General features: G+C 32.6%; 25 protein-coding genes, 1 tRNA gene and 2 pseudogenes. 11 read left to right on the top strand and 17 right to left on the bottom strand.

The features are described 5' to 3' along the window. The first annotated feature begins 203 nt into the window (after positions 1-203). Positions 204-524 (top strand): nucleotidyltransferase family protein, encoded by a 321-nt coding sequence (locus SYN6308_RS05270; RefSeq protein ID WP_017293391.1) that lies wholly within the window; start codon positions 204-206, stop codon positions 522-524. A 53-nt stretch (positions 525-577) separates the two neighbouring features. After that, a pseudogene (locus SYN6308_RS21810) lies at positions 578-874 on the top strand (HEPN domain-containing protein); the annotation flags it as partial. A 368-nt stretch (positions 875-1,242) separates the two neighbouring features. On the opposite strand, the gene SYN6308_RS05255 reads toward SYN6308_RS21810, so the two are convergent. Next, positions 1,243-1,464, bottom strand: coding sequence for a type II toxin-antitoxin system HicA family toxin (locus SYN6308_RS05255; RefSeq protein ID WP_017293388.1), 222 nt, complete (start codon positions 1,462-1,464; stop codon positions 1,243-1,245). Next, positions 1,461-1,667 carry a type II toxin-antitoxin system HicB family antitoxin gene (locus tag SYN6308_RS05250; RefSeq protein ID WP_017293387.1) on the bottom strand — a complete coding sequence of 69 codons (207 nt, stop codon included), beginning with the start codon at positions 1,665-1,667 and terminating at the stop codon, positions 1,461-1,463. Before SYN6308_RS05250 ends, SYN6308_RS05255 begins: the two co-directional genes overlap by 4 nt. Positions 1,668-1,954: 287 nt before the next feature. Between SYN6308_RS05250 and SYN6308_RS05245 the strand changes: the two genes are divergently transcribed. The 5 genes from SYN6308_RS05245 to SYN6308_RS05225 all read left to right on the top strand — a co-directional run bounded on the left by SYN6308_RS05245 (position 1,955) and on the right by SYN6308_RS05225 (position 3,467). After that, complete coding sequence (locus SYN6308_RS05245; protein ID WP_017293386.1) at positions 1,955-2,197, top strand: type II toxin-antitoxin system RelN family antitoxin; 243 nt, start codon at positions 1,955-1,957, stop codon at positions 2,195-2,197. A 161-nt stretch (positions 2,198-2,358) separates the two neighbouring features. Beyond that, positions 2,359-2,547, top strand: coding sequence for a hypothetical protein (locus tag SYN6308_RS05240; RefSeq protein ID WP_017293385.1), 189 nt, complete (start codon positions 2,359-2,361; stop codon positions 2,545-2,547). Further along, the gene (locus SYN6308_RS21805) at positions 2,540-2,827 is read left to right on the top strand and encodes a type II toxin-antitoxin system RelE family toxin (protein ID WP_017293384.1); all 288 of its coding nucleotides are present in this window, start codon (positions 2,540-2,542) and stop codon (positions 2,825-2,827) included. The genes SYN6308_RS05240 and SYN6308_RS21805 overlap by 8 nt, the downstream gene beginning before the upstream one ends. Positions 2,828-2,955: 128 nt before the next feature. Continuing rightward, a complete protein-coding gene (locus tag SYN6308_RS05230; protein ID WP_017293383.1) occupies positions 2,956-3,180 on the top strand; it encodes a hypothetical protein in 225 nt (74 codons plus the stop codon). A 20-nt stretch (positions 3,181-3,200) separates the two neighbouring features. Then, positions 3,201-3,467 carry a type II toxin-antitoxin system RelE family toxin gene (locus SYN6308_RS05225; protein ID WP_017293382.1) on the top strand — a complete coding sequence of 89 codons (267 nt, stop codon included), beginning with the start codon at positions 3,201-3,203 and terminating at the stop codon, positions 3,465-3,467. Positions 3,468-3,543: 76 nt separating this feature from the next. Here the strand turns inward: SYN6308_RS05225 and SYN6308_RS05220 are convergent, their stop codons facing one another. From SYN6308_RS05220 to SYN6308_RS05205, 4 genes are read right to left on the bottom strand one after another with little or no spacing between them, the layout of a single operon-like run. Then, positions 3,544-3,774: a hypothetical protein gene (locus tag SYN6308_RS05220; protein WP_017293381.1), complete on the bottom strand. Its 231-nt coding sequence runs from the start codon at positions 3,772-3,774 to the stop codon at positions 3,544-3,546. 22 nt (positions 3,775-3,796) lie between these two features. Beyond that, positions 3,797-5,482: a helix-hairpin-helix domain-containing protein gene (locus SYN6308_RS23270; protein WP_017293380.1), complete on the bottom strand. Its 1,686-nt coding sequence runs from the start codon at positions 5,480-5,482 to the stop codon at positions 3,797-3,799. Between the two features lie 3 nt (positions 5,483-5,485). Further along, on the bottom strand, positions 5,486-6,289 hold the full coding sequence (locus tag SYN6308_RS05210; protein ID WP_017293379.1) for a PP2C family serine/threonine-protein phosphatase: 804 nt from the start codon (positions 6,287-6,289) through the stop codon (positions 5,486-5,488). Between the two features lie 9 nt (positions 6,290-6,298). Continuing rightward, positions 6,299-6,958, bottom strand: a complete 660-nt coding sequence (locus SYN6308_RS05205; RefSeq protein ID WP_017293378.1) for a vWA domain-containing protein — start codon at positions 6,956-6,958, stop codon at positions 6,299-6,301. Positions 6,959-7,230: 272 nt separating this feature from the next. Here SYN6308_RS05205 and SYN6308_RS05200 point away from each other — a divergent pair. Both SYN6308_RS05200 and SYN6308_RS23760 read left to right on the top strand, forming a co-directional pair. Continuing rightward, a tRNA-Thr gene (locus SYN6308_RS05200) sits at positions 7,231-7,303 on the top strand. A gap of 44 nt (positions 7,304-7,347) precedes the next feature. Then, a complete protein-coding gene (locus SYN6308_RS23760) occupies positions 7,348-10,086 on the top strand; it encodes a PAS domain S-box protein (RefSeq protein ID WP_017293377.1) in 2,739 nt (912 codons plus the stop codon). An 8-nt stretch (positions 10,087-10,094) separates the two neighbouring features. On the opposite strand, the gene SYN6308_RS05190 is transcribed toward SYN6308_RS23760, so the two are convergent. Together SYN6308_RS05190 and SYN6308_RS05185 are read right to left on the bottom strand one after the other, a co-directional pair. Continuing rightward, on the bottom strand, positions 10,095-10,379 hold the full coding sequence (locus SYN6308_RS05190) for a type II toxin-antitoxin system RelE/ParE family toxin (protein WP_017293376.1): 285 nt from the start codon (positions 10,377-10,379) through the stop codon (positions 10,095-10,097). 3 nt (positions 10,380-10,382) lie between these two features. Next, positions 10,383-10,601, bottom strand: coding sequence for a hypothetical protein (locus SYN6308_RS05185; protein ID WP_017293375.1), 219 nt, complete (start codon positions 10,599-10,601; stop codon positions 10,383-10,385). Positions 10,602-10,743: 142 nt separating this feature from the next. On the opposite strand from SYN6308_RS05185, the gene SYN6308_RS05180 reads away from it, so the two are divergent. Beyond that, positions 10,744-12,066, top strand: coding sequence for a GGDEF domain-containing response regulator (locus SYN6308_RS05180; protein WP_017293374.1), 1,323 nt, complete (start codon positions 10,744-10,746; stop codon positions 12,064-12,066). A gap of 26 nt (positions 12,067-12,092) precedes the next feature. Here SYN6308_RS05180 and vapC read toward each other — a convergent pair whose 3' ends face one another. The 7 genes from vapC to rpsL all read right to left on the bottom strand — a co-directional run bounded on the left by vapC (position 12,093) and on the right by rpsL (position 18,017). Then, positions 12,093-12,500: a type II toxin-antitoxin system VapC family toxin gene (gene vapC / locus SYN6308_RS05175; RefSeq protein WP_017293373.1), complete on the bottom strand. Its 408-nt coding sequence runs from the start codon at positions 12,498-12,500 to the stop codon at positions 12,093-12,095. After that, on the bottom strand, positions 12,497-12,697 hold the full coding sequence (locus tag SYN6308_RS05170; protein ID WP_017293372.1) for a type II toxin-antitoxin system VapB family antitoxin: 201 nt from the start codon (positions 12,695-12,697) through the stop codon (positions 12,497-12,499). The genes vapC and SYN6308_RS05170 overlap by 4 nt, the downstream gene beginning before the upstream one ends. 204 nt (positions 12,698-12,901) lie before the next feature. Beyond that, positions 12,902-13,219, bottom strand: a complete 318-nt coding sequence (gene rpsJ, locus SYN6308_RS05165; protein WP_015223309.1) for a 30S ribosomal protein S10 — start codon at positions 13,217-13,219, stop codon at positions 12,902-12,904. Positions 13,220-13,386: 167 nt separating this feature from the next. Beyond that, positions 13,387-14,616, bottom strand: a complete 1,230-nt coding sequence (tuf, locus tag SYN6308_RS05160) for an elongation factor Tu (RefSeq protein WP_017293371.1) — start codon at positions 14,614-14,616, stop codon at positions 13,387-13,389. 120 nt (positions 14,617-14,736) lie between these two features. Then, positions 14,737-16,812, bottom strand: a complete 2,076-nt coding sequence (gene fusA, locus SYN6308_RS05155) for an elongation factor G (RefSeq protein WP_017293370.1) — start codon at positions 16,810-16,812, stop codon at positions 14,737-14,739. A gap of 236 nt (positions 16,813-17,048) precedes the next feature. Beyond that, a complete protein-coding gene (rpsG, locus tag SYN6308_RS05150) occupies positions 17,049-17,519 on the bottom strand; it encodes a 30S ribosomal protein S7 (protein WP_017293369.1) in 471 nt (156 codons plus the stop codon). Positions 17,520-17,642: 123 nt separating this feature from the next. Further along, on the bottom strand, positions 17,643-18,017 hold the full coding sequence (rpsL, locus tag SYN6308_RS05145; protein ID WP_017293368.1) for a 30S ribosomal protein S12: 375 nt from the start codon (positions 18,015-18,017) through the stop codon (positions 17,643-17,645). A 344-nt stretch (positions 18,018-18,361) separates the two neighbouring features. Here rpsL and SYN6308_RS05140 point away from each other — a divergent pair, with 344 nt between their 5' ends. Continuing rightward, positions 18,362-19,387: a hypothetical protein gene (locus SYN6308_RS05140; RefSeq protein WP_017293367.1), complete on the top strand. Its 1,026-nt coding sequence runs from the start codon at positions 18,362-18,364 to the stop codon at positions 19,385-19,387. A 23-nt stretch (positions 19,388-19,410) separates the two neighbouring features. Here SYN6308_RS05140 and SYN6308_RS21795 read toward each other — a convergent pair. Together SYN6308_RS21795 and SYN6308_RS05130 are read right to left on the bottom strand one after the other, a co-directional pair. Continuing rightward, positions 19,411-21,595, bottom strand: a pseudogene (locus SYN6308_RS21795) (PhoX family protein). Positions 21,596-22,401: 806 nt separating this feature from the next. Continuing rightward, on the bottom strand, positions 22,402-24,924 hold the full coding sequence (locus SYN6308_RS05130) for an EAL domain-containing protein (RefSeq protein ID WP_017293366.1): 2,523 nt from the start codon (positions 24,922-24,924) through the stop codon (positions 22,402-22,404). Positions 24,925-25,330 lie beyond the last annotated feature (406 nt).

Here is a 25,330-nt window from a genome sequence, read left to right as displayed (position 1 = left end):
TGATAACCCATAATTCGATCGAGTTTAATACTTAATTAAATCAATTATAGTGTTATTTCAGATTAGTTCGATCGAACCCAATAAAATAATCGAACCTGATAAATTAGTAATCAATATTCTAATAATAACTCCGCATCTCGATCACTCTTAATTTTTGGTAGGTTTTGTTGATGTAAGGTAGGTTTTGTTTTGGAGTAAGTGTAATGGTGAAAAGTAGAGATATTCAAATTGTCAAAGAGTTTCGCTCTCGATTGGAGGCAATTATGCCGATTCTGGATTTACGCATTTTTGGTTCACGGGTTAAAGACACTGCTACAGAAGATTCTGATTTAGATGTCTTTATCAAAGTACCACAGTTAGATCGATCGCACCGAGAAAAAATTTATTATTTAGCATGGGAAGTCGGATTTGAGCATAATCTGGTAATTTCTACATTTGTAGTCACAGAAAATCAAATTAAATCAGGGGCTGTAGGTGCTAACCCCTTACTATCTAAGGTATTAAGTGAAGGGGTTATAGTATGACCGATATTCAATTAGAATTATTGGTTAAATATCGTTGATCCCAAGCTGACGAAACCTTAACAGAAGCCAAACTTTTATTGAAAGAGTTGAAAATTAGAGGAACGATTAACCGTTCTTATTATGCTATGTTTTATGCAGTAATGGGATTATTAGCTACTCGTAGTTTAGGCACATCCAAGCATAGTGGCGTTATTAGTTTGTTTGATAAAGAATTTGTCAAAACTGGGATTTTTTCTAAGGAGTTATCCCGTAGTTTACATAGAGCTTTTGACGAGCGACAAGTTAATGATTACGGGGAAATGTTAGAACCAGATTTGCAGTTAGCTGAGGAACTTTTACAACAGGCATAAGTTTTTATTGATGAGATTAAACTACAATTGGCAAAAATGGGTTTTTCTCTGGAGATGTAATAATGAGTATAATAGAACCTGATAAATTAGTAATTAATATTCAAATAATTTGTTAAATTTTGTTCTAATAATAACTCCGCATCTCGATCGATCCTAATTTTTGGTAAACTTTTATTCATATTTTTTAGCCTCTGTTTTATAGATAACTAGAATGTCTTTAATTCACTTGTGATAAGATCATCCTAAATTAAATTCAGGTAGTTTTATAAAATTGGACAATATAAAACAATGCCTAAAGGAAAACATAGTTTATTGCAAACGGAGTTAGCTAGTGAAATTAATTATTTTTTGAAGAAAGTAATTAAAACTTATAGTAAATTAATAAATTCATCTATAGTTAAATTAGCACTTTTTATGATTGTTCTTAATGTGCCTTTTGCGATATTTTTATGATTGGGTACAACAATTTGTGAAAAAGGATCATCTTTTCTTAAAATCATGTGACTTCCTTCTTGACGTTTTTGATAATAACCAATTTTTGCTAATGCTTTAACGCACATTTTGCCTGAAATATTGAGAATTTTTGTCATATTGCTACTAATAATGCCTCAAAGTTTTCGAGGGGAATAGGGATGTTATCTTCTTCTAAGGCTTTGATATAACCATTAATAGCTTCTTTGATGTTGATTAAAGCTATTTCTTTCGTTTCCCCTTGAGAAACACAACCTTTTAAACTAGGACATTCTGCAATCCAATAACCATCTTCATCTCGATATAAAAAAACTTGTCTCATATTATCTTTATAGTATTGTTTTATCTAGTTTTAATTTTATCAAAAAGTGAAAAGCTCGATCACAAAGTGGCGCTGTTCGATCGAGCCGAATCAATAATCGAACCTGATAAATTAGTAATTAATATTAAAATAATTTGTTAAATTTTGTTCTAATAATAACTCTGTATCTCGATCTTAGTTTTTGGTAAACTTTTATTCATATTTTTTAGCCTCTGTTTTATGGATAACTAGAATGTCTTTAATTCACTTGTGATAAGATCATCCTATCGTGTCATGGAGTTAAGTTAATGAAAGCATTTGAAGTAATGGCAACCCTCAATAATGGCAAAGAACTTTTATTAGATGATCATTTAGATTTAGTGACACCTAGTCGAGTTAAACTTATTGTGTTAGTATCCGATGAAAATGAATCTGATCCTCATGATACCCCAGTAGAAGAAATTAAAGCTAGTTTAAGACGAGCTTTGCAAGAAAGAAAAGAAGGAAAAACTATACCAATTTCTGAACTATGGGAAGGAATTGATGACTAAATAATAAAATCATTTAAGGTTGCTATAGCAGTCCGTTATGAGTTGTGAGAATTTGATCCCCCCTAACCCCCCTTAAACAAAGGGGGAATTCAGTTTAGATTTCTCATAAATGATTCCTGATTGCTATATAATAATTTTTAATCGTTTTATAGAGAAGAATTATGACAAAACTTTCGATCGATATACCTATTCAAAATATAGCGGAATTAATAACCTCTATGAACAAACAGGAAATTGAAACCCTATATCTTCTTTTAACAGAAGAAGGGACAGAACTTTTAGAGAGGAAAAATGACGTTTTACTCAAGAGATTAAAATTTTTAAATAGAGATGAAGCCTTCGATGTATAAAGATCAATATCATCCAAGAATAAAAAAAGACTTAAAAAAAATCGATCCACAAATTCGTGAAGAGATCAAGAATAAATATATACCCAATATTTTATTATCCCCTGATATTGGTCATAGTCTCGAAGGCGATTTAAGTGGGATTCTTTCTTATCATATTACGATCGTTAAGCAACAATATCGGGTTGCTTATATTATCGATGAAGATGTTAAAACAGTTTTTATTCTCATGATTGGTAAAAGAGGAGATTTTTATACTCTTTTGAAAAGAAGAATTAAATAATTTTAGGGACACTTAATAAAAAATACGATCGAACCTGATAAAATTGAGATAATCTGTTAAATCCTCAAAAATAGAATTTGAGATTATAATAAAGTCCTATTACTTATTTATTGAACATAATTATCCTTATGCAAATAAAAGATTTAACGATCGACGATTTTAAAAATTTAATTCAGGATACAGTTAAAGAAACGATCGAACAAACTTTAACCGAGTATTTACACGATCCTGATTTTGATCTTAACTTAAAAGAAGACGTAAAAAAAAGATTAATTGAATCTCAAGAAAAAACACTGAGAGGAGAAAAAGGTGTTCCATTGACAGAAGTAATAAAGCAATTAAATAATCTATAATAAATTCTCAAAGTTTGTATATGTGTTATGCCCTAGAATTAAAGCAAAAAGCGATCGAGCAACTCAACAAAATAAACCCAACAATTCAACAAAGAATCATAAAAAAAATACAATGGCTAGAAGATAATTTTGAAAATATAATACCATTACCATTAACTGCAAATTTATCGGGTTTTTATAAAATCAGAATTGGTGATTATAGAGTTATTTATACTTTTCAGGTAAGTAATAAAATTATCACAATACATGAAATTGGTCATAGAAAAGATATTTATGAAGGAGGTTAGAAATAAAAGAGGAAAAAGTTCGATCGAGCCTAATCAATAATCGAACCTGATAAATTAATAATCAATTAAAGAAGATTCAACGGTTTCTGTTAACAATTTTTCTGATATATGCTAAAAAAATAGCAGACATAAAAAAAGAAATAATGAATCCTAAAATTCCCCATTCTAGCCCATAAAACCATGTAATTCCCGTCAGAAAAGATAAGGGCAAAACAAATAAAGTTGTAATAAGTTTAAAAGTATCTAAATCTTTCTCTAGGTAACAAGAAATAGATATACAAACAAAAGAAGCAATTGAAAAAGCCATAATTCCCCTTGGATAATTTTTATTATGGCTGAGAATTTACATTAGCGTTATTATTTTGATCCGAAAAAGATAATAAAGATTTAGCTTCAGACTCACTAAGAACCATTATTTGATTAAGATTCTCTAAAAAAATTTGTGGTGTATTAAGGTGATTTCTGACAATAATTGTATCAGTACGATCTCCTCTACTCCTCCTTAAAAAAGGGGGAATTATTGAGAAAATTGGTATATTTTTTCTTGGAAACCACCTAATTCCTTTATTGACTTGTATCTTTCCATAAACTTTAAGATATAAATCGATAGATATATTATTAATAGTATTTAGGAATAAAGGAAATTTTTGAAAATTGACAATAATATACAATGGCTGATATTCTTGAATATTATATGATTGATATTCTTGGTTGTTATCGAAAAACTCTATTGTTTTTATTTGAAGAACCAGATACTGTGAATTTTGCTTGTGTGGTAAAACTCCATTTGTGATATTATTAATAACCTGACCAATAATAGTTATTTCTTTTCCATTTTGTTTTAATATTTCTTCTATATTATTTGCATCAAATATTGCATCAAATATTTGAGTAGATTTATTTTTGTTTTTAGGAAATAAATTAGTTTGATCATTATTATAATTTGTAGAGGATGAAGATTTTATTCTTATTTTAGAAGTTGATTTAATGCCCGTTGGTAGTTTAAATATATCTGCATTTAGCTTATTACTTCGATCGCACCAATAACAATTATTTTCTAAACTAGAGTGAACATGACTATCAATTTGATCACAAACTTTTAAATGATTTACTCCTTGACTTAAACCATAAAACCAATCTTCCGCAGAAGGGCGTAAATGAGGTTGAGAATAACCATCATTAAAACATTTTTTAAATAATTTTTGTAGGGCAGGATGAAGAATATTTAAGGGAATAGTATTTTGATTATGGGTTAAAAGATTATGCTCACTTTCTATCCAATAACCTCTTTTAATTAACTCATTTTGTTCTGGTTTGTCTTCTGCACCTTGCCAATGACCTAAACTAAAGGGATGATAACTAAATAATAATTGATAAATTAAGACTGCTAAACGAAAATTATCATGATAAATATATTGTTCAATATTATGAAAATCTTTACCAATTAACTCTGGAGGAGTATAACCTTCTGTACCTACTAAACAAGGATATATTTGAGAACTATATGGATGTCTTACTTGAAAAGAATCCGTATCAATAAAAGATGGTAAAGCCTGACTATTTACTAAAATATTTTGTGGTTTAACATCCCCAATTATATAACCTTCTCGATGAATTGTCGTCATAATAGAAGCGATATTTAAGGCAACATAATGCAAAAAATGCCAGTCAACTTCTAATTTTTTTATTCTTCTTCGCCTAGGATTATAAATATCAATTAATTCTACTCCTCCTTGTATTTGAGGCATCAAAAAACCGATTAAATTACCCTTATTATCTTTGATTAAAGATTGAGGAAAAGCAAAAGAATTATGATTTAATTGTTTATTAGGATCATCGGGCTGATGGGTGATCATTACTTCTAGTTTAGCGAATCTTTCTGGGGTAGGATGATGATAAATTTTTGCCAACATCCCACTCCAATTAGTTGTCCAAACTTCCCCCTCACCACTATTGGCAATTTTATCAAGTAAGATAATATCTTGATTAGTTTTGGCACAAACTACAGTATTCATAGATTAATTTGATTCGGTGAGTAGGGCTAAAAGTAAGGTTTTATCGTCATTAGTACGCGCATTGAGTCTTTCTGAGTTGAGAAAATCAATGATATACTGATCATCCTTATGGGTTTCGACAGTTTCCTTCATATACTCCTCTAAGGGATTAAAGAAAGGAGGGAAGGGTTGCCAATCCTTAAAATTAATCGCCACTTTTTCTAAACCATCGGTGGAAGCACAAATAAAACGGCACGGCTTTTTTAACACTTTAACCTGCATTTCCTCAAAAGCAGTACTAGAAGTAACAAAGGTTGTTTCGTTAATATATTCTCCTTTATCGGGAGTGAACAACAGTTGTAAATCTTCATCCACAGGACGCACCGCCATAAAACCATCTCCAATTTGCATGGCACTGATACAGTTATAGTTGGCAAAAAAGACGAGCAAAGTACAAGCTAAATCTTGATAACGACAGTTAAGGCTTTGCGCTTCTTCGTTAATCGCCTTTAATACTTCTTTTAATAAATCATTATAAACATCGTGGGCTTGATTCATACTGGGAATATTTCGACGAGGTTTTTTGGGATATAGTTTCATATCCTCAAGGAGTCGATCGAAATAACCTTTCAGAAAGCTGATAGCTGTATTGACAGCGATTTTTGAACCAATATGGGAATATTCAGCACTTCCTGCACCATCCGCCACCGCCCCGATGACAAATTTGTCACCAAACAAAAGATAATCTCCGTAGTCTTGACAGGGTAAATTTTGTTGTTGATGACTAACCCCAACAGCACATTTAACAACAGTTTTCCATTTTTTCATAGTTAATCCCTAAGTAGAAATTTGTCCCCAACCAACGGCAGGTAATGCCACCGCTTCCCCAATTTTTCCTCCAGAAACTCTTTTCATGGAAGTGCTTAACCACTGAAATAAACCGCCAAAATCTAAACCATTTAATACTACAGGAGGTCGATCGATCGGCGCAATTTGTTTAAGTTTATCCATGTCTGCACCTTCCACTGCTACAGTAAAGAAAAGACAACGTTTTTGCGCTTCCGCTTCCCTTACCATTTCCGCAGGAATTTGCCAATTATCTGTAGGCGCACCATCGGTAATTAAGAATATCCAAGGGCGATAGTAACCAATGCCATTCTCTTTGTAAACTCTTTTTCTGGTTTCTAATAATATTAGGGCTTTTTCCATGGCTTCCCCCATAGGAGTTACGCCACTAGCTTCTAATTTTGGCGGATTAAATTCATCGATCGTGATAAAATCTTGAGCTAATTGGACTTTTTCACCAAAAGTAATAATTGCTAATTCTACGCTTAAACTTGCTTGAGTGTCTTTAATCACATCTTCTTTAAAGTTACTAATACCAGCATTTAAGGCGTTAATAGGTTCACCATACATTGATCCTGATGTATCTAATAATAGAATAACGGGACAACGATTTTCGGGGTTATCGGCAAATTCGGGTAATCCTATGGGCATAATTCTCACTCCAATAGCGACGAATGATTCTATATTAATTCATTTTATATTATTAAACATAATTTTAATCGATCGATCTACAATACCAATCGATCGATGCAAGAATATTCAATTGAGGCAGGTTTCAGGTAAAGATACGATCGAACATTGATTAATTAGGTTGTTCGATCGATCTCATTTTTTGTGATGAAACTCCATAAGAGAAAGTCGAATAAAATTCCTCATTCTTAAATTGCTCATTTATGTTATAATTTTGATTGACCAAAAAATTTGCTACCTTAGCTCAATTGGCAGAGCAATTCATTCGTAATGAATAGGTTGTCGGTTCGATTCCGATAGGTAGCTTACACTCTAAACCCTATATTTATCAGTACTTATTGTTTTTAGCTATGAGAAATTCTAATTTTCGTACTAAGCAATTTCAAATAACTTTAACCAGATATAGTCTTTTTTTAGTTATCCTAACAGGTTCGATCGCGCTATCGGTAATTTTGGGATGGATTTTTCATGTGGAATCCCTCGTGAGAATTTTACCGAATTTAGCCACTATGAAGTTTAATACGGCTTTATGTTTTATATTGCTCAGTGGTTCTAGTTTATTATCCTATCAATCTTTTCAAAGTAGGGTTGTTCGATCAATCATCAATATCTTTATAGTTATGGTACTAATAATAGCTACTTTAACTTTAATGGAGTACATCTTCAACTTAAATTTTGGCATTGATCAATTATTTGTTAAAGATTTATTTCCCAATAGTGGAGGTATAAACGCAGTAAATGCACCTTTAGGAAGGATGGGATTTAATACGGCTTTTTGTTTTCTGATATTAGCATTCGTTAAATTATCTCTTAATTTACCTCGTCCATTATATTTTCTCGCTCACATTCTTTCCTGTTTGGTTTTTTTTATTGCTTTACTAGCTTTTTTAGGCTTAATTTACAATACCGCTTATTTTAATCGTGTTGAGTCTTATACTGAGATGGCTTTGCATACCTCATTAAATTTGATCATCTTCACCATCAGTATTTTATTTCGTTATCCCCATGGAGGAATAATGAGAATGATTACTAATGATACTTTTGGGGGTACGATCGCCCGAAATGTTTTGCCAATGATGATCCTATTATCTCCTCTTTTATGTGGATTAGTACTTATGGGTTATCAACAAGAACTTTATACCATAGCCATGGGCTTTAATCTTTTAGCTATTGTTTATATTGCCATTTTTGGGAGTATAATTTGGCAAAATTCCTATTTTTTAGATCGCATTGATATTAAACGAAAAAAAGCAGAAAATTTACTGTATAGAAAACAGCAACAATTAATTAAGCAAAATGAGTATTTAGCGCAATTAAATCAACAACTTGAAGAAGAAATTAAGAAACGTCAAAAAGTCGAAATTATCCTGAGAGAAAGTGAGGCACAATATTTAGCTATTATTGAGGATCAAACGGAGTTAATTTGTCGTTTTTTGCCAGATGGTACAATGTTATTTGTAAATCAGGCTTTTTGTAACTATTATGAAGTAGGTAGAGATGAGATAATCGGCTCTCAGTATCATCCTATTATTTATCCAGAAGATTTACTAAAAATTGAGCAAATGCTTGATTCTCTTTGTTTAGAGAAGCCTGTGGCTACTATTGAACATCGTGTTATTGTAAAGGGAAAAATTCGTTGGATGCAATGGATTAATCGAGCAATTTTTGATAAGCAAGGAAATTTTATCGAATTTCAATCTGTGGGAAGAGATATTCACGATCGAAAACAAGCAGAAGCATCTTTAAAGACGAAAACTGAAGAATTAAATCGCTTCTTTTCCGTTGCCATTGATTTATTGACGATCGCCAATACAGAGGGAAATTTTCTGCGCTTAAATCGTCAATGGGAAAAAACTCTGGGTTATAGTCTTGAAGAATTAAAAGGTTGTACATTTTTTGACTATATCCATCCAGAAGATTTAGAAAAAACTCATGATGCTTTATCAACTTTAAAAAATCAAAATATCGTTACTAATTTTGTAAATCGTTATCGTTGTCATAACGGCTCTTATCGTTGGATTGAATGGAATTGTTTTCCTGTAAATGATTTGATTTATGCGGGAGCAAGGGATATTACCGATCGTCTCAACTCAGAACATATTTTAAGACAATATGAACGTATTGTTTCTGCCACCAGTGATGCTATGGCTTTAGTTAATAAAGATTATACCTATCAAATTGTGAATCAAAAATATTTAGATTTACATGGAAAATTCTACTCTGAAGTTGTGAATCACCACATTAAGGATATTTTAGAACCCGAAGTATATGTTAATGTTGTTCCTAAAGTGGAGGCTTGTTTATCCGGCGAAACAATTCAGTTTGAAATATGGGACGATCGAGAGCAAAGTAACCCACAATATCTCAGTGTTACTTATTCTCCTTGCTTGGACGCAGATTATAGCATTTCAGGAATAGTTGTCAGTATTCGTAATATTACTAAGTTAAAGCAAATTGAGCAAAAAATAGAAAAATCTTTACAAGAAAAAGAAGTTTTACTCAAAGAAATACATCATCGAGTTAAAAATAATTTACAAGTCATCAACAGTTTATTAAATTTGCAATCTCGATCGATCGAAGATAAAAACATTCGTCTGAAATTTAAAGAAAGCCAAACTCGCATACAGTCGATGGCATTAATTCATGAACATCTTTACCAATCTAATAATCTTTCTAAAATTGACTTATCAATATATATCAAAGAATTGGTGAATGTTTTATTTAGTTCTTATCAAATAAATACGTTATCTATTAAGGTAGAAATGAACATAGAGCAAAACTTGTTTTTAGATATTGATTCTGCCGTACCCTGTGGTTTAATTATCAATGAATTAATTACTAATGTGCTTAAATATGCTTTTGAGGATCATCAAAAAGGAAAATTATTGATAGAAATTAACACCGATAATGATGAAAATTTAGTGATTACGATCAAGGATAATGGAAAAGGTTTACCCCCTGAGTTAGACTGGGAAAAAACTACTACTTTAGGATTAAGATTAGTCAAAAACCTTACCAATCAACTTCGAGGAAATATTGTCTTAAATACGCAACAAGGAACAAAATGGACAATTACTCTAAGCCATTAAAAAGATTTTTAATAAACTTCATCATATGTACCAATATCAATTAATATAATTTCTTCTGTTTGAGTTTCCTGATTTTTTCTAAAACTAAAAATTATACGACAATCGTATTCAACTGAACAAGCCCAAGCACCAGATAATTTTCCTTGCAGTTTATGAGTTCGTAATATTGCGTTATAAGGATCATCACTAAGTAATCTTAATCTGTCCGTAATTTTTGCTTTTAAATGAGGTTGACGTTTTACAGTTGTTTTAAAAGCTCGTTGAAAGGATGAAGTAATAATTAGATTCATCATCACTTAAAGCTCATCTAATTTTGCAATAACATCATCAATAGTTCCTCTAAAAACTTCCCCATTGTTATATTCTTCATCAGCTTTTTGAATATTAACCGCTATTTCATTCCTTCTTTGTTCAATTCGTTTATTTTTGAGAATATTAATTAAATCATCTTGTTCTTGAAAAGAAAGATAATCAATCATTTTTAAAATTTCATTAAAATTAACTGTGGTGTTCATGTTTCTTCATTTCAAGATAAGTTGTAAAGATATAAAAAGTTTATCAAAATTTTAACCACAAAGGTTAAATGAAAATATTAGAATAAGTTATAATTAAATCATACTTAATTAAAGTATTTCTTGTAAAGAGAATAATGTATAAATGGCAAACACTCCCGCAAAAGTCTTAATAGTTGAAGATGAAAGTATTGTCGCCCAAGATTTACAGGCGATACTAGAGGATTTTGGGTATTCTGTACCAATGTTTGTGGATTCAGGAGAAAAAGCCATAGAAAAGGCGATGGAACTTAAACCCAATTTAGTTTTAATGGATATAAGATTAATTGGGGAAATGGATGGTATCACCGCAGGACAAAAAATTGTGAAAATCCTCGATATTCCCATTATTTATTTAACTGCCCATGGAGATAAAAATACCGTTCAAAAAGCAAAAATTGCGCAACCTTATGGATATATAGTTAAACCATTTACAGAGCAAGAATTACGCATTGCCATAGAAATTGCCCTTCATAAATATCAAATAGATCAAAAATTAAAAGAAAATACCAAATGGTTAGCAACGATTCTTAATAGTATGAGCGATGGAGTTATTGTTACCGACAGCGAAGGTTATATTACTTTCCTCAATTCTACCGCCGAAAAAATAACAGGTTGGTCTTACAAATCCGCTATTAATCAACCAATTACTTCAATTTTGAATATTATTAATGAGGATACCAAAAAAAATCTTGATTCTTTTCTCATCGACATCATTGAATCAGGAGAATCGACTAATTTACCAGATCAAACTTCTCTGATTAACAAATATGGCATGGAAATTCCGATTAGCGATCGAATTTCACCCCTGAATGAAAATGTCGAGATTGAGATATATAAAAATTTTATGGCAGAATCAAAAGGAAGTGTTTTTATAATTCGAGATGATACAGAAAGAAGAATAGAGTATAGACAATTAAAACGCCAAGCCTCCTACGATTTTTTAACAAATGTAGCTAATCGAATGTGGTTCATAGAAAGACTCACGGATGCGATAAAAAGAGTTGAATCTAATCCCAAATATTTATATGCTGTGTTATTTTTAGATTTAGATAATTTTAAAACGATCAATGATCAATTAGGACATTGGACTGGAGATCAATTATTAATCGAAGTGGCAAATCGTCTATTACAATTAGTTCGATCGAATGATACGGTAGCTCGTTTTGGAGGGGATGAATTTGCAATTTTGCTAGAAAATATCAACAATTTTGAAGAAGTAGAAAAAGTTACTCAACGTATTCAAGAAGATTTAAAAGTTTGTTTCACTATCCGAGAAAATACTGTTTGTACCAATGCGAGTATCGGTGTTGTCTTTAGTTCGATCGACTATGACAATGTTGAAGGTGTAATGAAAGATGCCGACACTGCCATGTATGAAGCGAAAAAGAAAGGAAAAGGAAGATATGAGATATTTAAAAAGTTCTAATACTTCCTCAAAGTTCGATCGAAAGATTAATAATTTAGAAGATTAATGGGGATATGTGATTTAAAATTATCAAAATCTTTATCGGTAGTGAAAATGTGATAATTATAATTGTAAGATACAGCACAAATTAAAAAATCATTATTTGATCCTTGAATACCTTTTTGACGACAAATATTAAAAAATTCTGCTCCTAATTCATAATCTTGATAAGTAATTTCTAAGTCAGAAAAAGCCCGAAGATAGTCTCTTAATTTAACAAATTGTTCAGGATAACGAATACCAGAAAGGATTTCTTGACGAATAATTCCCAGTAAAATAACTTTCTGTTCTATAATCAAATTTTCTAATAAATTATTAATAGGAAATATTTTTTGATAATCTTTATTTCTTCTTAAAGATAAAGACCAAACAGAAGTATCAACAATAACATTCATTGTCTCTTTCTTTGTTGTTTATAATCAAAGTTTTCCTCATAATCAATAGTACCAAATAAATCTATTATTTTCTGTTGTTTATACTTATTAATATAATCTTTTAGAGCATTTTCTAATAATAAATTAATCTCTGAATCTTTACCCAAAGCTAGGGCTTCTTCTAGCAAATTTTCATTAATTTCTACTATTTTGGTCATAATTTTTTCAAATACTTTATTTAATTTCAACTATACCAATGTTTTTTTTATATTTTTTTCTGATTAAATATTAACTTCAAAAAGTTTTAATCCTTCCTCAAAGTTCGATCACAAAGTGGCGCTGCGCGATCGAACTCTCTGACTTTTTTAAATTTTAATATATTCCTATTTAATTCCTAATTCCTCATCAAAACTTTTTTAAATTTACAATTTTACTTCAATGTCCACCCCAGCAGGTAAATCTAACTTCATTAACGCATCGATGGTTTTAGAAGAAGGTTGGTAAATATCAATAACTCTGCGGTGAGTACGAGTTTCAAAATGTTCACGGGAATCCTTATCAACGTGGGGAGATCTCAGTACACAATAGATTTTACGCTTAGTTGGTAAAGGAATAGGACCTACTGGTTGAGCATTAGTACGATTCGCTGTTTCAACAATTTTAGTACAGGATGTATCGAGTAAACGACGATCGAACGCTTTGAGACGGATGCGAATTTTTTGTTGTTGTAAAGTTGCCATGATGATTTTTTTCTATGTATTTTATGTTGTCAAGGTACAAGTGAATTGAGAATTGAGAATTGAGAATGCAGAATTAAAAATTAAGTAAATCGGTAGGGTGGGTTAGACAAGGAGAATTGAAGAAACGCATCTCAAAATTACATTATGTCGTAACCCACCAAAGCCTACTATTTTAAGATTTTAGCTACAGCACCCGCACCAATGGTACGACCACCTTCACGAATAGCGAAACGCATACCTTGCTCGATCGCAATGGGGTTGATTAATTCAACGGTCATTTTGATACGATCGCCGGGCATAACCATTTCAGCAGCGCTACCATCATCCGCAGTAAAGTCACTGATAGTTCCAGTTACGTCAGTTGTACGCACATAGAACTGAGGACGGTATCCGGGGAAGAAAGGAGTATGACGACCACCTTCTTCTTTTTTGAGAACGTAAACTTCAGCTTCAAATTTGGTGTGAGGAGTAATCGAACCGGGTTTAGCTAATACCATACCACGCTCAATATCTTCTTTTTGTACACCACGAAGAAGAACCCCTACGTTATCTCCTGCCATACCTTCGTCTAAGGTTTTTTGGAACATCTCAACCCCAGTAACAGTGGTGCTACGGGTATCACGAATACCAACTAATTCTACGGTTTCTTGAACTTTTACTTTTCCACGTTCAATACGACCAGTTGCTACAGTACCACGACCAGTGATAGAGAATACATCTTCTACAGCCATTAAGAAAGGCTTGTCGATGTCACGAGCAGGAGTAGGAATATAGTTGTCCACTGCTTCCATGAGGGAATGGATTTTATCAGTCCACTCATTTTCGCCTTTTTGGGTTTTGGGGTTAGCAGTCATTTGCTCTACCGCTCTTAAAGCAGAACCAGCAACGATGGGAATATCATCTCCGGGGAAACCATACTCAGTTAACAACTCACGAACTTCTAATTCTACGAGTTCTAATAATTCAGCATCATCGACTTGATCTTCTTTGTTTAAGAATACAACTAAGCTGGGTACGCCAACCTGTCTAGCTAAAAGAATGTGTTCACGAGTTTGGGGCATAGGACCATCAGCCGCAGATACTACTAAGATAGCTCCGTCCATTTGAGCCGCACCAGTGATCATGTTTTTAACATAGTCAGCGTGGCCGGGGCAGTCAACGTGGGCGTAGTGACGATCGGGAGACTCATATTCAACGTGAGCGGTGTTGATGGTAATACCACGAGCTTTTTCTTCGGGAGCAGCGTCGATTTCATCGTATTTACGAGCTTTTGCTTGACCGATCGCCGATAAAGTTAAGGTAATAGCGGCGGTAAGAGTAGTTTTACCGTGGTCAACGTGACCGATCGTACCAATATTAACGTGGGGTTTATTTCTTTCAAATTTTTCCCGTGCCATTGTCGTTGTTTTTCCTTTATTTAATAAATTAAATTAATATTACAGAATACATTGTAGAAGACATTCGCTTTTTTGTCTTTCCCCTTTCAAGGGGATTAAGGGATTGCCTTTTGCCTTCCGTTATAGATAACCTCTATTTTTAGCAATAATGGTATTTGCCACATTACTAGGAACTTCGGCATAATTGCTAAACTCCATGCTAAATATACCACGTCCTTGGGTCTTAGAGCGAATATCAGTCGCATATCCGAACATCGCCCCTAAAGGAACTTTGGCTGTAACTTTAGCTAAACTGTCTTCGGAGTTCATGCCTTCGATCGTACCACGACGAGAGTTAAGATCACCCATGACATCTCCTAAGAAATTGTCTGGTACTTCTACCTCAACTTTCATCATCGGTTCTAACAATACAGGTGCTGCTTTTTCAACACCATCCCGAATTGCCATTGAACCAGCGATTTTAAACGCCATTTCTGACGAGTCCACATCGTGGAATGAACCATCAACGAGGGTGACTTTGAGATCAATTACAGGATAACCTGCCATTATACCAGATTCACAGGCTTCTTTGATACCTTGACCGATGGAGGGGATATATTCTTTGGGAATTGTACCGCCCACTATTTTCGAGACAAATTCAAAGCCTTTGCCTTCCTCTTGGGGTTCGATTTCGATTACCACATGACCATATTGTCCTTTTCCGCCACTTTGACGAATAAATTTGCCTTCGGCTTTTACAGCTTTACGAATAGTCTCACGATACGCTACTTGAGGCTGTCCAACGTGGGCTTCCACTTTAAACTCTCGCAACATTCGATCGACCAAAATCTCTAAGTGTAATTCTCCCATACCAGCGATTACCGTTTGATTAGTCTCAGGATCAACGCTGACTTTAAAGGTTGGGTCTTCATCAGAAAGAGATTGTAAGGCTTTGGATAACTTATCCATGTCTTGGGTAGTTTTTGGTTCTACCGCTACGGAAATAACGGGTTCTGGCACATATAGAGATTCTAAAATGATGGGATTTTGATCATCACATAAAGTATCCCCTGTGGTAGTTAATTTTAAGCCGATAATCGCCCCTAAATCTCCAGCGCGTAACTCATCCACTTCAATGCGATCGTTCGCTTTGAGAATGATTAAACGAGAAATGCGTTCTTTTTTGTTTTTAGTGGCATTGTAAGCATAACTACCTTTACCCAACACTCCCGAATAAACCCGAATGAAGGTTAAACGTCCATAGGGATCGGATGCAATTTTGAAGGCTAAGGCGGAGAAAGGCTCATCATCGCTAGAATGTCTTACTCCTTCTTCACCATCTGGCAAAATCCCTTTAATGGCGGGAACTTCTGTTGGTGCTGGTAAGTAGTCCACAACGGCATCTAAAAGCTGTTGTACACCCTTATTTTTAAAAGCTGAACCGCACAACATGGGAATCAAAGCACCCGTTAAAGTACCATGACGCAGAGCCAGTTTAATTTCTGCTTCGGTAATTTCTTCTTCTCCCAAATATTTCTCTAACAGATTCTCGTCAGATTCTGCTACGGCTTCCACCAGATAGCCTCGATATTCTTGGGCTAGTTCCAAAATGTCTGAAGGAATATCGGTAATTTCGATTTGTTCGCCTAAATCATCTAAATAGATGTGGGCTTTCATGGTGATTAAATCCACGATGCCTCGGAATTTTTCTTCACTACCGATAGGGATTTGAATAGGTACAGCAGAAGCTCTTAAACGCTCTTTTACCTGTTGATATACCTTGAAGAAATTTGCCCCGGTACGATCCATTTTATTGACAAAAGCAATACGAGGCACTTTATATCGATCGGCTTGACGCCAAACCGTTTCTGACTGGGGCTGAACTCCTCCCACAGAACAAAATACTGCGATAACTCCATCGAGTACCCGCATCGATCGTTCTACTTCAATGGTAAAGTCCACATGACCCGGAGTATCAATAATGTTGATATGATGACCACTCCAATCAGTACTAATAGCCGCCGCCGTAATCGTTATACCGCGCTCTCTTTCCTGTTCCATCCAGTCAGTGACTGCATTGCCATCATGAACTTCCCCGATTTTGTGAACAATACCAGAGTAAAAAAGTATTCTTTCTGTTGTTGTGGTTTTACCCGCATCTATATGAGCCGCAATACCAATATTACGAACTTTTTCTAGGGGAATTGTACGAGCCACCGTTACCTCCTTTGACTTAAAGCAATACTTTTAAGGTGATTTCTGGTAAAATTTGACACCATTTACTATTCTACACTGTTCTTTACAAAACTTACCACTTTTTCTGTAAGTTTAATGACTTTTTCAGGTAGATTTCGATCGAAACATAAACAATGAGTTAGCCATTAAATCAGCAAAAATTACAGGCAAGATGCCTGTTTTACGCACATCATCTATACTCACGATTTATGAAAATCTTAGTAACGGTAGTGAGCAAAAGCCTTGTTAGCTTCAGCCATTTTATGGGTTTCTTCTCTTTTCTTAATCGCGCCACCAGTTTCGTTAGCCGCATCCATAATTTCGTTAGCTAATTTCATCGACATGGTTTTACCACTTCTTTTACGAGAAAAAGCAATTAACCAGCGCAATGCCAAGCTACTACCACGAGAGGTGCGAACTTCCATAGGTACTTGATAAGTAGCACCACCGACTCTTCTTGCTTTCACTTCCACTAAAGGAGTTAAGTTTTTGATGGCTTTTTCAAAAGTTTCCATAGGTTCTGTACCAGTTCTTTCAGAGATGATACTTAAGGCATCATATAAAATTCTGGCGGCGAGGGATTTTTTACCATCTTTCATGATTCGACGAATGGTCATGTTAACCAAACGGCTATTATAGACTGGATCAGGTGGAACTTCCACCACTTTAGCTTTACTTCTACGAGACATTTATTTATCCTTAAAAATTACTATGGGATTAATCTTTACTTAGGAATTACGCACCTTAATCAGAAGATAAGGTTTTGAGATTGCTTCGTTATTACTTGCAATGACGTAAATCCTTTTATTTCTCTACGCTTTAGGACGTTTAGCACCATACTTGGAGCGTCCTTGTCTTCTGTCTTTTACTCCAGTCGCATCAAGAGTTCCACGCACAATGTGGTATCTTACACCGGGTAAATCTTTCACCCGGCCACCTCTGATTAACACAACGGAGTGTTCTTGAAGGTTGTGACCAATACCGGGTATGTAAGCAGTTACTTCAAATCCTGATGTTAAACGAACCCTTGCTACTTTTCTTAAAGCAGAGTTAGGTTTTTTAGGAGTGGTGGTATAAACTCTTGTACATACACCACGACGCTGAGGACATTCTTTCAGCGCAGGAGATTTGGTTTTCTTTTGAATTTGAGAACGTTCGTTACGAATTAGTTGTTGAATAGTTGGCATGAGGTATGCTTTTTATACACAATTTTTGTATATATAATTATAATTATCCCTAGTATATATTAACCAGTGACAATCTATGATCATATCTTATTTTTTAAACCTTTGTCAATTTTTTTTACCACTTGTTCGAGGACGATCGAACATTTCCATGGGGAAATGGGTTACAACCTAGTGATAAATCATAAAATACTTAAGTAGATTAAAAATAGGTAAAAATTGTCATAAAAATTTATAAAGTTTCGATAAAAAATACCAAAATATACTGATTGATTAATCAAAAAAAGACTTTATGATGGTAAGTGTAAAGGAAAATTCTTCAAAAGTCTTCAAAAGAGGGTAGCATCATGGAAGCAGAATTAGTATTAGAAGAAAAAATAATTACAAAGCCTTGGTGGAATCGCCCTTTGTTGGGAGAAAAAACCCTCGTTGATTATCTTTTTGGGCAAGATTTACGCCATTCTATCCCCCCAGAATATTTATTTCTTTATCATAGTGCGATCGAGAAAATAGAAAATTTAAGTTTAACTTTGAGAGCTTTATTAAACGAACATTTTACCCGTCAAGATTTTTTAATTTATGCAAGAATTCAAACTTACTTAGATCGATATTATCAACAAAAAAAACATTACTTTATCATTGGTAAAGATTTTTTTAAACCTTTATTAGATAACCTAGAAATCTTCATTAAAATTAATGAAATAGAAAAAGAACATCATCAAGGAAGTTTTTTAGATTTTTATGCTCAGTGTATTGAACTTATTAAAGAGCAACCTAACAAATTAATTTTTCAAGAAAAATTGAGAAAAATTAAACAGTCTTTTCATCGTCAATTATTTGAAGAAGAAGAACAAAGAATTATTAGTATTTATGCTAAATATTTGAGTATAATTTCGGAAACGTCGAACTTATTAAACATTTTTTATGAACTCAAAATTAATAAGATTGAGCAATGGGAATTATTTAAAAAAATTAAAGAATTTGTGGATTATAATATTCAATATAATACGGAAGAATTAAAATCCTTTGTGTTGTTAGTAAAAAATAATGAAATAGAGTTACAGGATATTGCTACTAAAATTCTCAAAATCAAAAAAGAGGAAACGGAAGATTTTTTAATTATTTCTGGTATTTTACAGTACGTTACTTTAAGCTATAAATATGAACAATATTATTCACAATTTAAGTTATTTTTAGACTATTTGAGTAAATGGGAAAAAACTTATTTTTATATTCTTAATTTTCGAGAAAAATATCCTAGTAGTCAGTATTATCATCCTGCTTCTTTTAAAGCTAAATTAGCGGGTTTCGATGTTTATAAAAGTTATCATGATTATTTAGATTCGAGTTATTTGATGAAATATCACAAATAGGGATAATCTCTCCTCCACAAACCTTAAATATTTCTCGATATAGCCACTAGAGAGGGTTTTGGAGGTTGATTGGGTTGTAAACTGGGCCAATTTGAGCCTTGAGGAATGATTCTTTTTTGCTTAAATTCCTCTCCCTTGGTGGTTAAAACGGAAATTTCAGCGTTTATCTCTTGCATATTCTTTCTTATACCTTTTATCTCCCCCGGATGTTGAATTGCTAAAAAAAGAGTTTGTTGATCTTTTGTAAAAAAAGATACCACAGGCTTCTGCTTCCATGGGAGTTATACCAAAGGGGTAGGCTTTTCCTGCATTGTCTCCTGATAATGGTATATACCAAATAGAGTTGTTACCTAATACACCACTGGTATAAGGATTTCCTTCTACTCTTGGTAGTTTATTTTGTAATCCCGTCGGTATGTCTGTCACCATCCATAAGTCTCCGTTGGTATCAAATTCGAGGTTGTCGGGATTGGCAAAACCCATACCACCGCTTGAAGGTTCACCTCCCACACCTAAAATATCCCAAGTAAATGTCATGGCATCGGGTTTATTGTTGGTTTCTTTTAGACGCATTAAGCAACCATATTGATACATTTTACCCTCTCGATCGCCAAAGGCGGCGCGATTGCGATCGCCAAAAATTCGTTTATCGGGACTGCCTTCACTTCCTGCGACTCCTGCGGTATAGGCAATAACTAGGGATTTATCTATGGGACTTAATTCTACATCTTCGGGACGAGCTCCACAAGTACCGCCCACTATATTGGCGCAGTAATGGGCATCGATTAAGATGATACCTTGTATTTCTGCTTCGGTTTTACCTACATATAAGTCGCCCAATTTTCTATATTTTGTGGCAAAATCGTCTAATTCTGCTTGATTATTAACGGCAATATAAGAACCTTTTTTCCTGTCGGGGTTAGGTATAGTTAATAAGCCTCCTTGTAAATTTTGCAAGGCAATGGGGTTGATAGGAGTATTTGGTTGTAAGGGTATCCATTCTCCTTTCCCGTCTTCGGACATTTTGGCAACGTATAACATCCCCTCTTGCAGTAAAGCGGAGTTTTTCTTGTCGGTGGGATTAACTATTTTTCCCTTTGAGATAAATTTATATAGGTGTCCTCCAGTTCGATCGCATCCAGAGTAAAATACTAAAGGTTGATCTTTTTCTGCTCGAATCGCTACCGCTTCATGACGAAAACGTCCTAACCATGTATGTTTTGTGCCATAATCGTCGGGATTCGTAGGATCAATTTCCACCATCCAACCGTATTTATTTCCTGCTAACCCGAAGGGATTACCCTGCCCACTCAAGCCTGATACGGGGGTAAATTCTGGAGGTAAAGAAGTACCATCTGCCATGATACCTTCAGGCACATAGCTTTGGAAATTTTCTTCTGCACTAAATACTGTACCCCAAGGAGATGTACCTCCAGCGCAATTAGCAAAAGTACCGATAATTTTATCTCCTAGATTGTCTATATAGCCTAATCCTTCTTGTTTTTTAAAAATGGCAGTAGCAGCGCCTGTGGAGGATAAGTAACGATTATCTTGCCAACCTGAAATTCCTGTAATACGTCGATCGAGCTTACTGTATGTACGTTGCCATTTGCCGTTATTGTCCTTTTTAACAGATATTATACCAATACCTTGATCTATTAATAATTCGGCAAAAAATTCTTGAAATTTTAGTTTTATCGGGTTGTCATCAGGAAGGGCAAAAATGTTTAAAGCCTGTCGATTTTGATTCGCTTGTGCTAGGGAATCTAAAACCTCCTGTGATAATGATTTTTTTATCACCATTTCATAGGATTGTAACCAAGGAGTTGGGCTTACATATTCAAAATTTATGACTAAAAAGCCTTCATTAGAGCTAGTTTCAATGAATGACACATAATCGTTATTATAACCGAAACGGGAGTCGCCTATTCGATCGCCCCAAGAGGCGATGACATCATATTTAAACCCTTCGGGTAAAACTAAATCATCTTCAACTTGATAACTTTGATATATGTGTTTTTGTTGTTGACTATTAAGATTATCAATTTCTAAGGGAATAGGATATTTTACGGGTTTAAAATTATTAAATAAAGTACTATTAAGATTTGAGGTTTGTGCTTGTATTCTACTTTGCAATATTCCACCACAGGCAGTTGTTGTGATACCTATGCCTAAAAATGTTAAAAATTCTCTACGGTTAAAAGTCATGGGGTTCGATCGAATTAGAATAAAATAAGTTGTTAATATTCTAATCGATTTAAGCATTAGTTTTGAGAAAATTTCTTAATTTTAAATTAATTTTCCCTTAAACTATTTTTAACTTTAAAAATTAAGAATAAAGGAGTAAAATCAAATATTGATAAAGATTTAGTTTTACTCCTTTATTCTGTTAGTTAATATTAAATAGAAAAGGTGTCAGGTATTAGGTAAAATGCAAACTGTAAATTTATAACATCTGCATTTTTAAAATTCTAAACCTATTATATATCAACACTTTTAATGATTGTTTATTACTAAAATGTTGTAACTACTTTACAATAGTCAGAGAAAAATATATTACTCCCACAAAAGTTAACCATATTTTAGCAACTATTAAACAACAAATATTTAGGGTTTGCTGAATAACTCAGAAGATTATTAAAATCAAAGATTTAGACAAACTACATTAATAAAAAAGTGCACGGTTTTAACGATTTTTAGTGAAAAATTGCACATTTTCTGAGAATTCAATAAAACACAAAATGAAATTTAGTGCCTTACAAAGAGCTAGGAATTAGGCTTAAAACCTTGATTTATAGCAATCAGGAATCATTTGTGAGAAATAAATTATTAGAAAAAATATCGAAGATACGACTAATCTTGCCTTTTGCCTTTTGCCTCTTGCCTTTGATGATAAGATAATTTTCACAACTCATAACTGACTGCTATATAAGTATTTAACCTAAAACCTAACACCTATCCTAGCCTAAACACTTTTTCAGCAACCCCTATTTACTGTTAACTTTATTTAATATTTAAGACAGATAAATATTTTTAAGAGAATCATCAATATATTTTTGCTGTTTTAATAAATATTGAGTAAGATTAGTAGGAGATAATGGTTTAGAAAAAAAGTATCCTTGCCCATAATCACAGTTTAATTCTCTTAATATATCTACTTGTTTAATGGTTTCTACTCCATTGGCGATCGTTTTTACATTAAATATTTGTGCTAAATTAATAATAGATTTAACCAATAATTTTGTCTCTTGATTATTGACTAAATTATTAATTAAAGACTGATCTATTTTTAAATATTTGAACTTAAATTTTTGAAAATTTTGTAAGTGAAGACAGCCTATCCCAAAATTATCTAAAGATAAATTAATATTTAATTGAGATAATTTTTCTACAATATCTTTAACTAAATATTTTTTTTCAAGTAAGATTTCTTCATTAATTTGAATTTCTATGATATTATTTTCTTCCTGATTCTTGATAATAACATTGATTAATTCTTCAATCATATTATTATCTTGAAATTGATATTCTGATAACTTAATACTAATAGGAATATTTTTAATAGTTTGCCATTGTTTAATATCCTTAGATATAGATTTTAACATCCAATTTTCTAAAGTAAAAATTAGTCCATTTTTTTCAAGAATGGGAATAAACTTTTCAGGATAAATTAATCCTATTTCTTTATTTTCCCAGCGAATAAATGCTTCAGCACCCACAACTAATTCAGAGTTAAATTCAATGATTGGTTGATAAACTATTTTAAATTCCTGTTTTTTTATAGCTTCAAGAAAATTTTCCTCTAAATGAGACTTATTAATCTCTTTTTTAGTCATTTCTACATGATAAAATTGAAACTGATTACGCCCATTTTTTTTAGAATCATACATCGCTAAATCTGCATTACGAATCAACTGTTTTAAATTGTCTCCATCTTGAGGAAAAATTGTGATGCCAACACTAGCAGAAATTGATATTTGATGTTCAAAAATATCAAATGTTTGATGTAATAATTCAATAATTTTTGTGGCTATTTTTTCTAAGTCTGTCACTTTGGTAACGTAGGGGATTGCCATAAAAAACTCGTCTCCTCCCAACCTTGCTAGTAAATCAGTACTGCGCAAAGCATTTTTCATTCTTTCTGTGGCTTGGATTAACAATTCATCTCCAAAATCATGGCCTAAATTGTCGTTAACTTCTTTAAAATGATCTAAATCAATAAACATTAATCCTAAATTTGTATTAGTATCTCTAGCTTGGTTAAGAAAATAATTGACTTTTTCTAAAGCATAATTTCGGTTAGGAATTTTGGTTAAATGATCATATTTTGCTTGATATTGTAAGAGAATTTCTTGGTGTTTTTTTTCGGTTATATCTTCTTTTACTGCCATAAAATGAGTAATAGCACCAGCAGAGTTAAATATGGGAGAAATTAGGGCTTTTTCCCAGTATAATTCTCCTGTTTTTTTGATATTATGAAATTCTCCTTGCCATTCTTTTCCTTGACTGATAGTTTGCCATAATTTTTTATAATCACATTCTTTAAAATGTCCAGACTTGAGAATGCGAGGATTTTTGCCTAAAACTTCTTCTTCTTTATATCCTGAAAGTTCTTCAAATTTTGGGTTAACATATTCTATATTGCCTTCAATATTTGTAATGACGATCGAAGCTGGACTTTGTTCGGATGCTTGAAATAATATCTTTAATTTCTCCTCCATTTTCTTCCTTTCAGTAATATCAATAAATGATATTAAATAAGCATTTTTATCATTCCAAATAATTGGAACAGTTCTCATTTCTACTATTAATAATTCCTGATTATTTTTTTTATTATTAGTTTGCGATCGAGGTATTTCTAGTTCACTAATTTTGTCAAATTCTAAGGGTAATCCTAAAATTTCTCCTAACATTTTATTACTGGTTCGATCGAATATTTTTTCAGCTTCTTTATTAACAAATAAAATTATACCATCATGATCTATGACAATCATACCATTGAGATCATTATTAATAATAGTTTTAACTTTTTCTTCGCTTTTTTTAAGGGCTAATTGGGCATTTTTTTTAGCTTTTATTTCTGCGATAAGAGTTTTATTTTGTTTTTCTAAATTATCATAGAGGCTTTTAATTTTTAAACAAACATTAATTCGAGATAATAATTCAGCAAATTGAAAAGGCTTAGTGACATAATCCATCGCACCTAATTCTAAACCTTTTACTTTATCATTAATATCATCTAAAGCACTTAAAAAAATGATGGGAATATCTTTAGTTATAGGTGAGGATTTTAATAAAGAACAAGCATCAAAGCCACTCAAATTAGGCATTAAAATATCTAATAAAATGAGATCTGGATGAGCTTTTTCTATAGCGGGTATAGCTTTTAAAATATCAATTTCTGTGAGAATATTAAAACCTTGACGACTTAAAAATATTGACAGCAAATTTAAGTTGATTTTTTGATCATCAACAGCATATATAAGAAAAGATTTTTTCTCATCACTTAATATTTTTACTATTTTATTTTTATTCATTTTTGACAGGGTTTTAACAAGCATATAATTCTAAATTTTAATTAACTATACTCAGCCATTAGCTGTTAGTTATTTTTTGGTTAAATTTATAATTTTTAAACTCTAAAAATGGTGGACTATTCATGAACAACTAAAAATTATTAATATTTTTGAAGCCCGAAATAAAATTTACTAATAGAACAAGTTTACCTTAATCAAGAGAAATAAATTCTAATATATTTTTATTTACAAATTAGTTATAAAATATAGAATAATTTTAATTCATTTTAATTTGGTAAAAATTAGTTAATGATGATAGTTGAATACTAATTATCAGCATAAATTCTTACCTCTAATATGAGATTACTATATAGCCATTTCATATTAGGGACATACAAGTAATATTTTGCTTTACAAGGATTTGATA

Source organism: Geminocystis herdmanii PCC 6308 (genome assembly GCF_000332235.1).
Lineage (GTDB): Bacteria > Cyanobacteriota > Cyanobacteriia > Cyanobacteriales > Cyanobacteriaceae > Geminocystis > Geminocystis herdmanii.
Note: the sequence above shows the minus strand (reverse complement) of the source record. Positions and strands in the feature narration are given on the sequence as shown.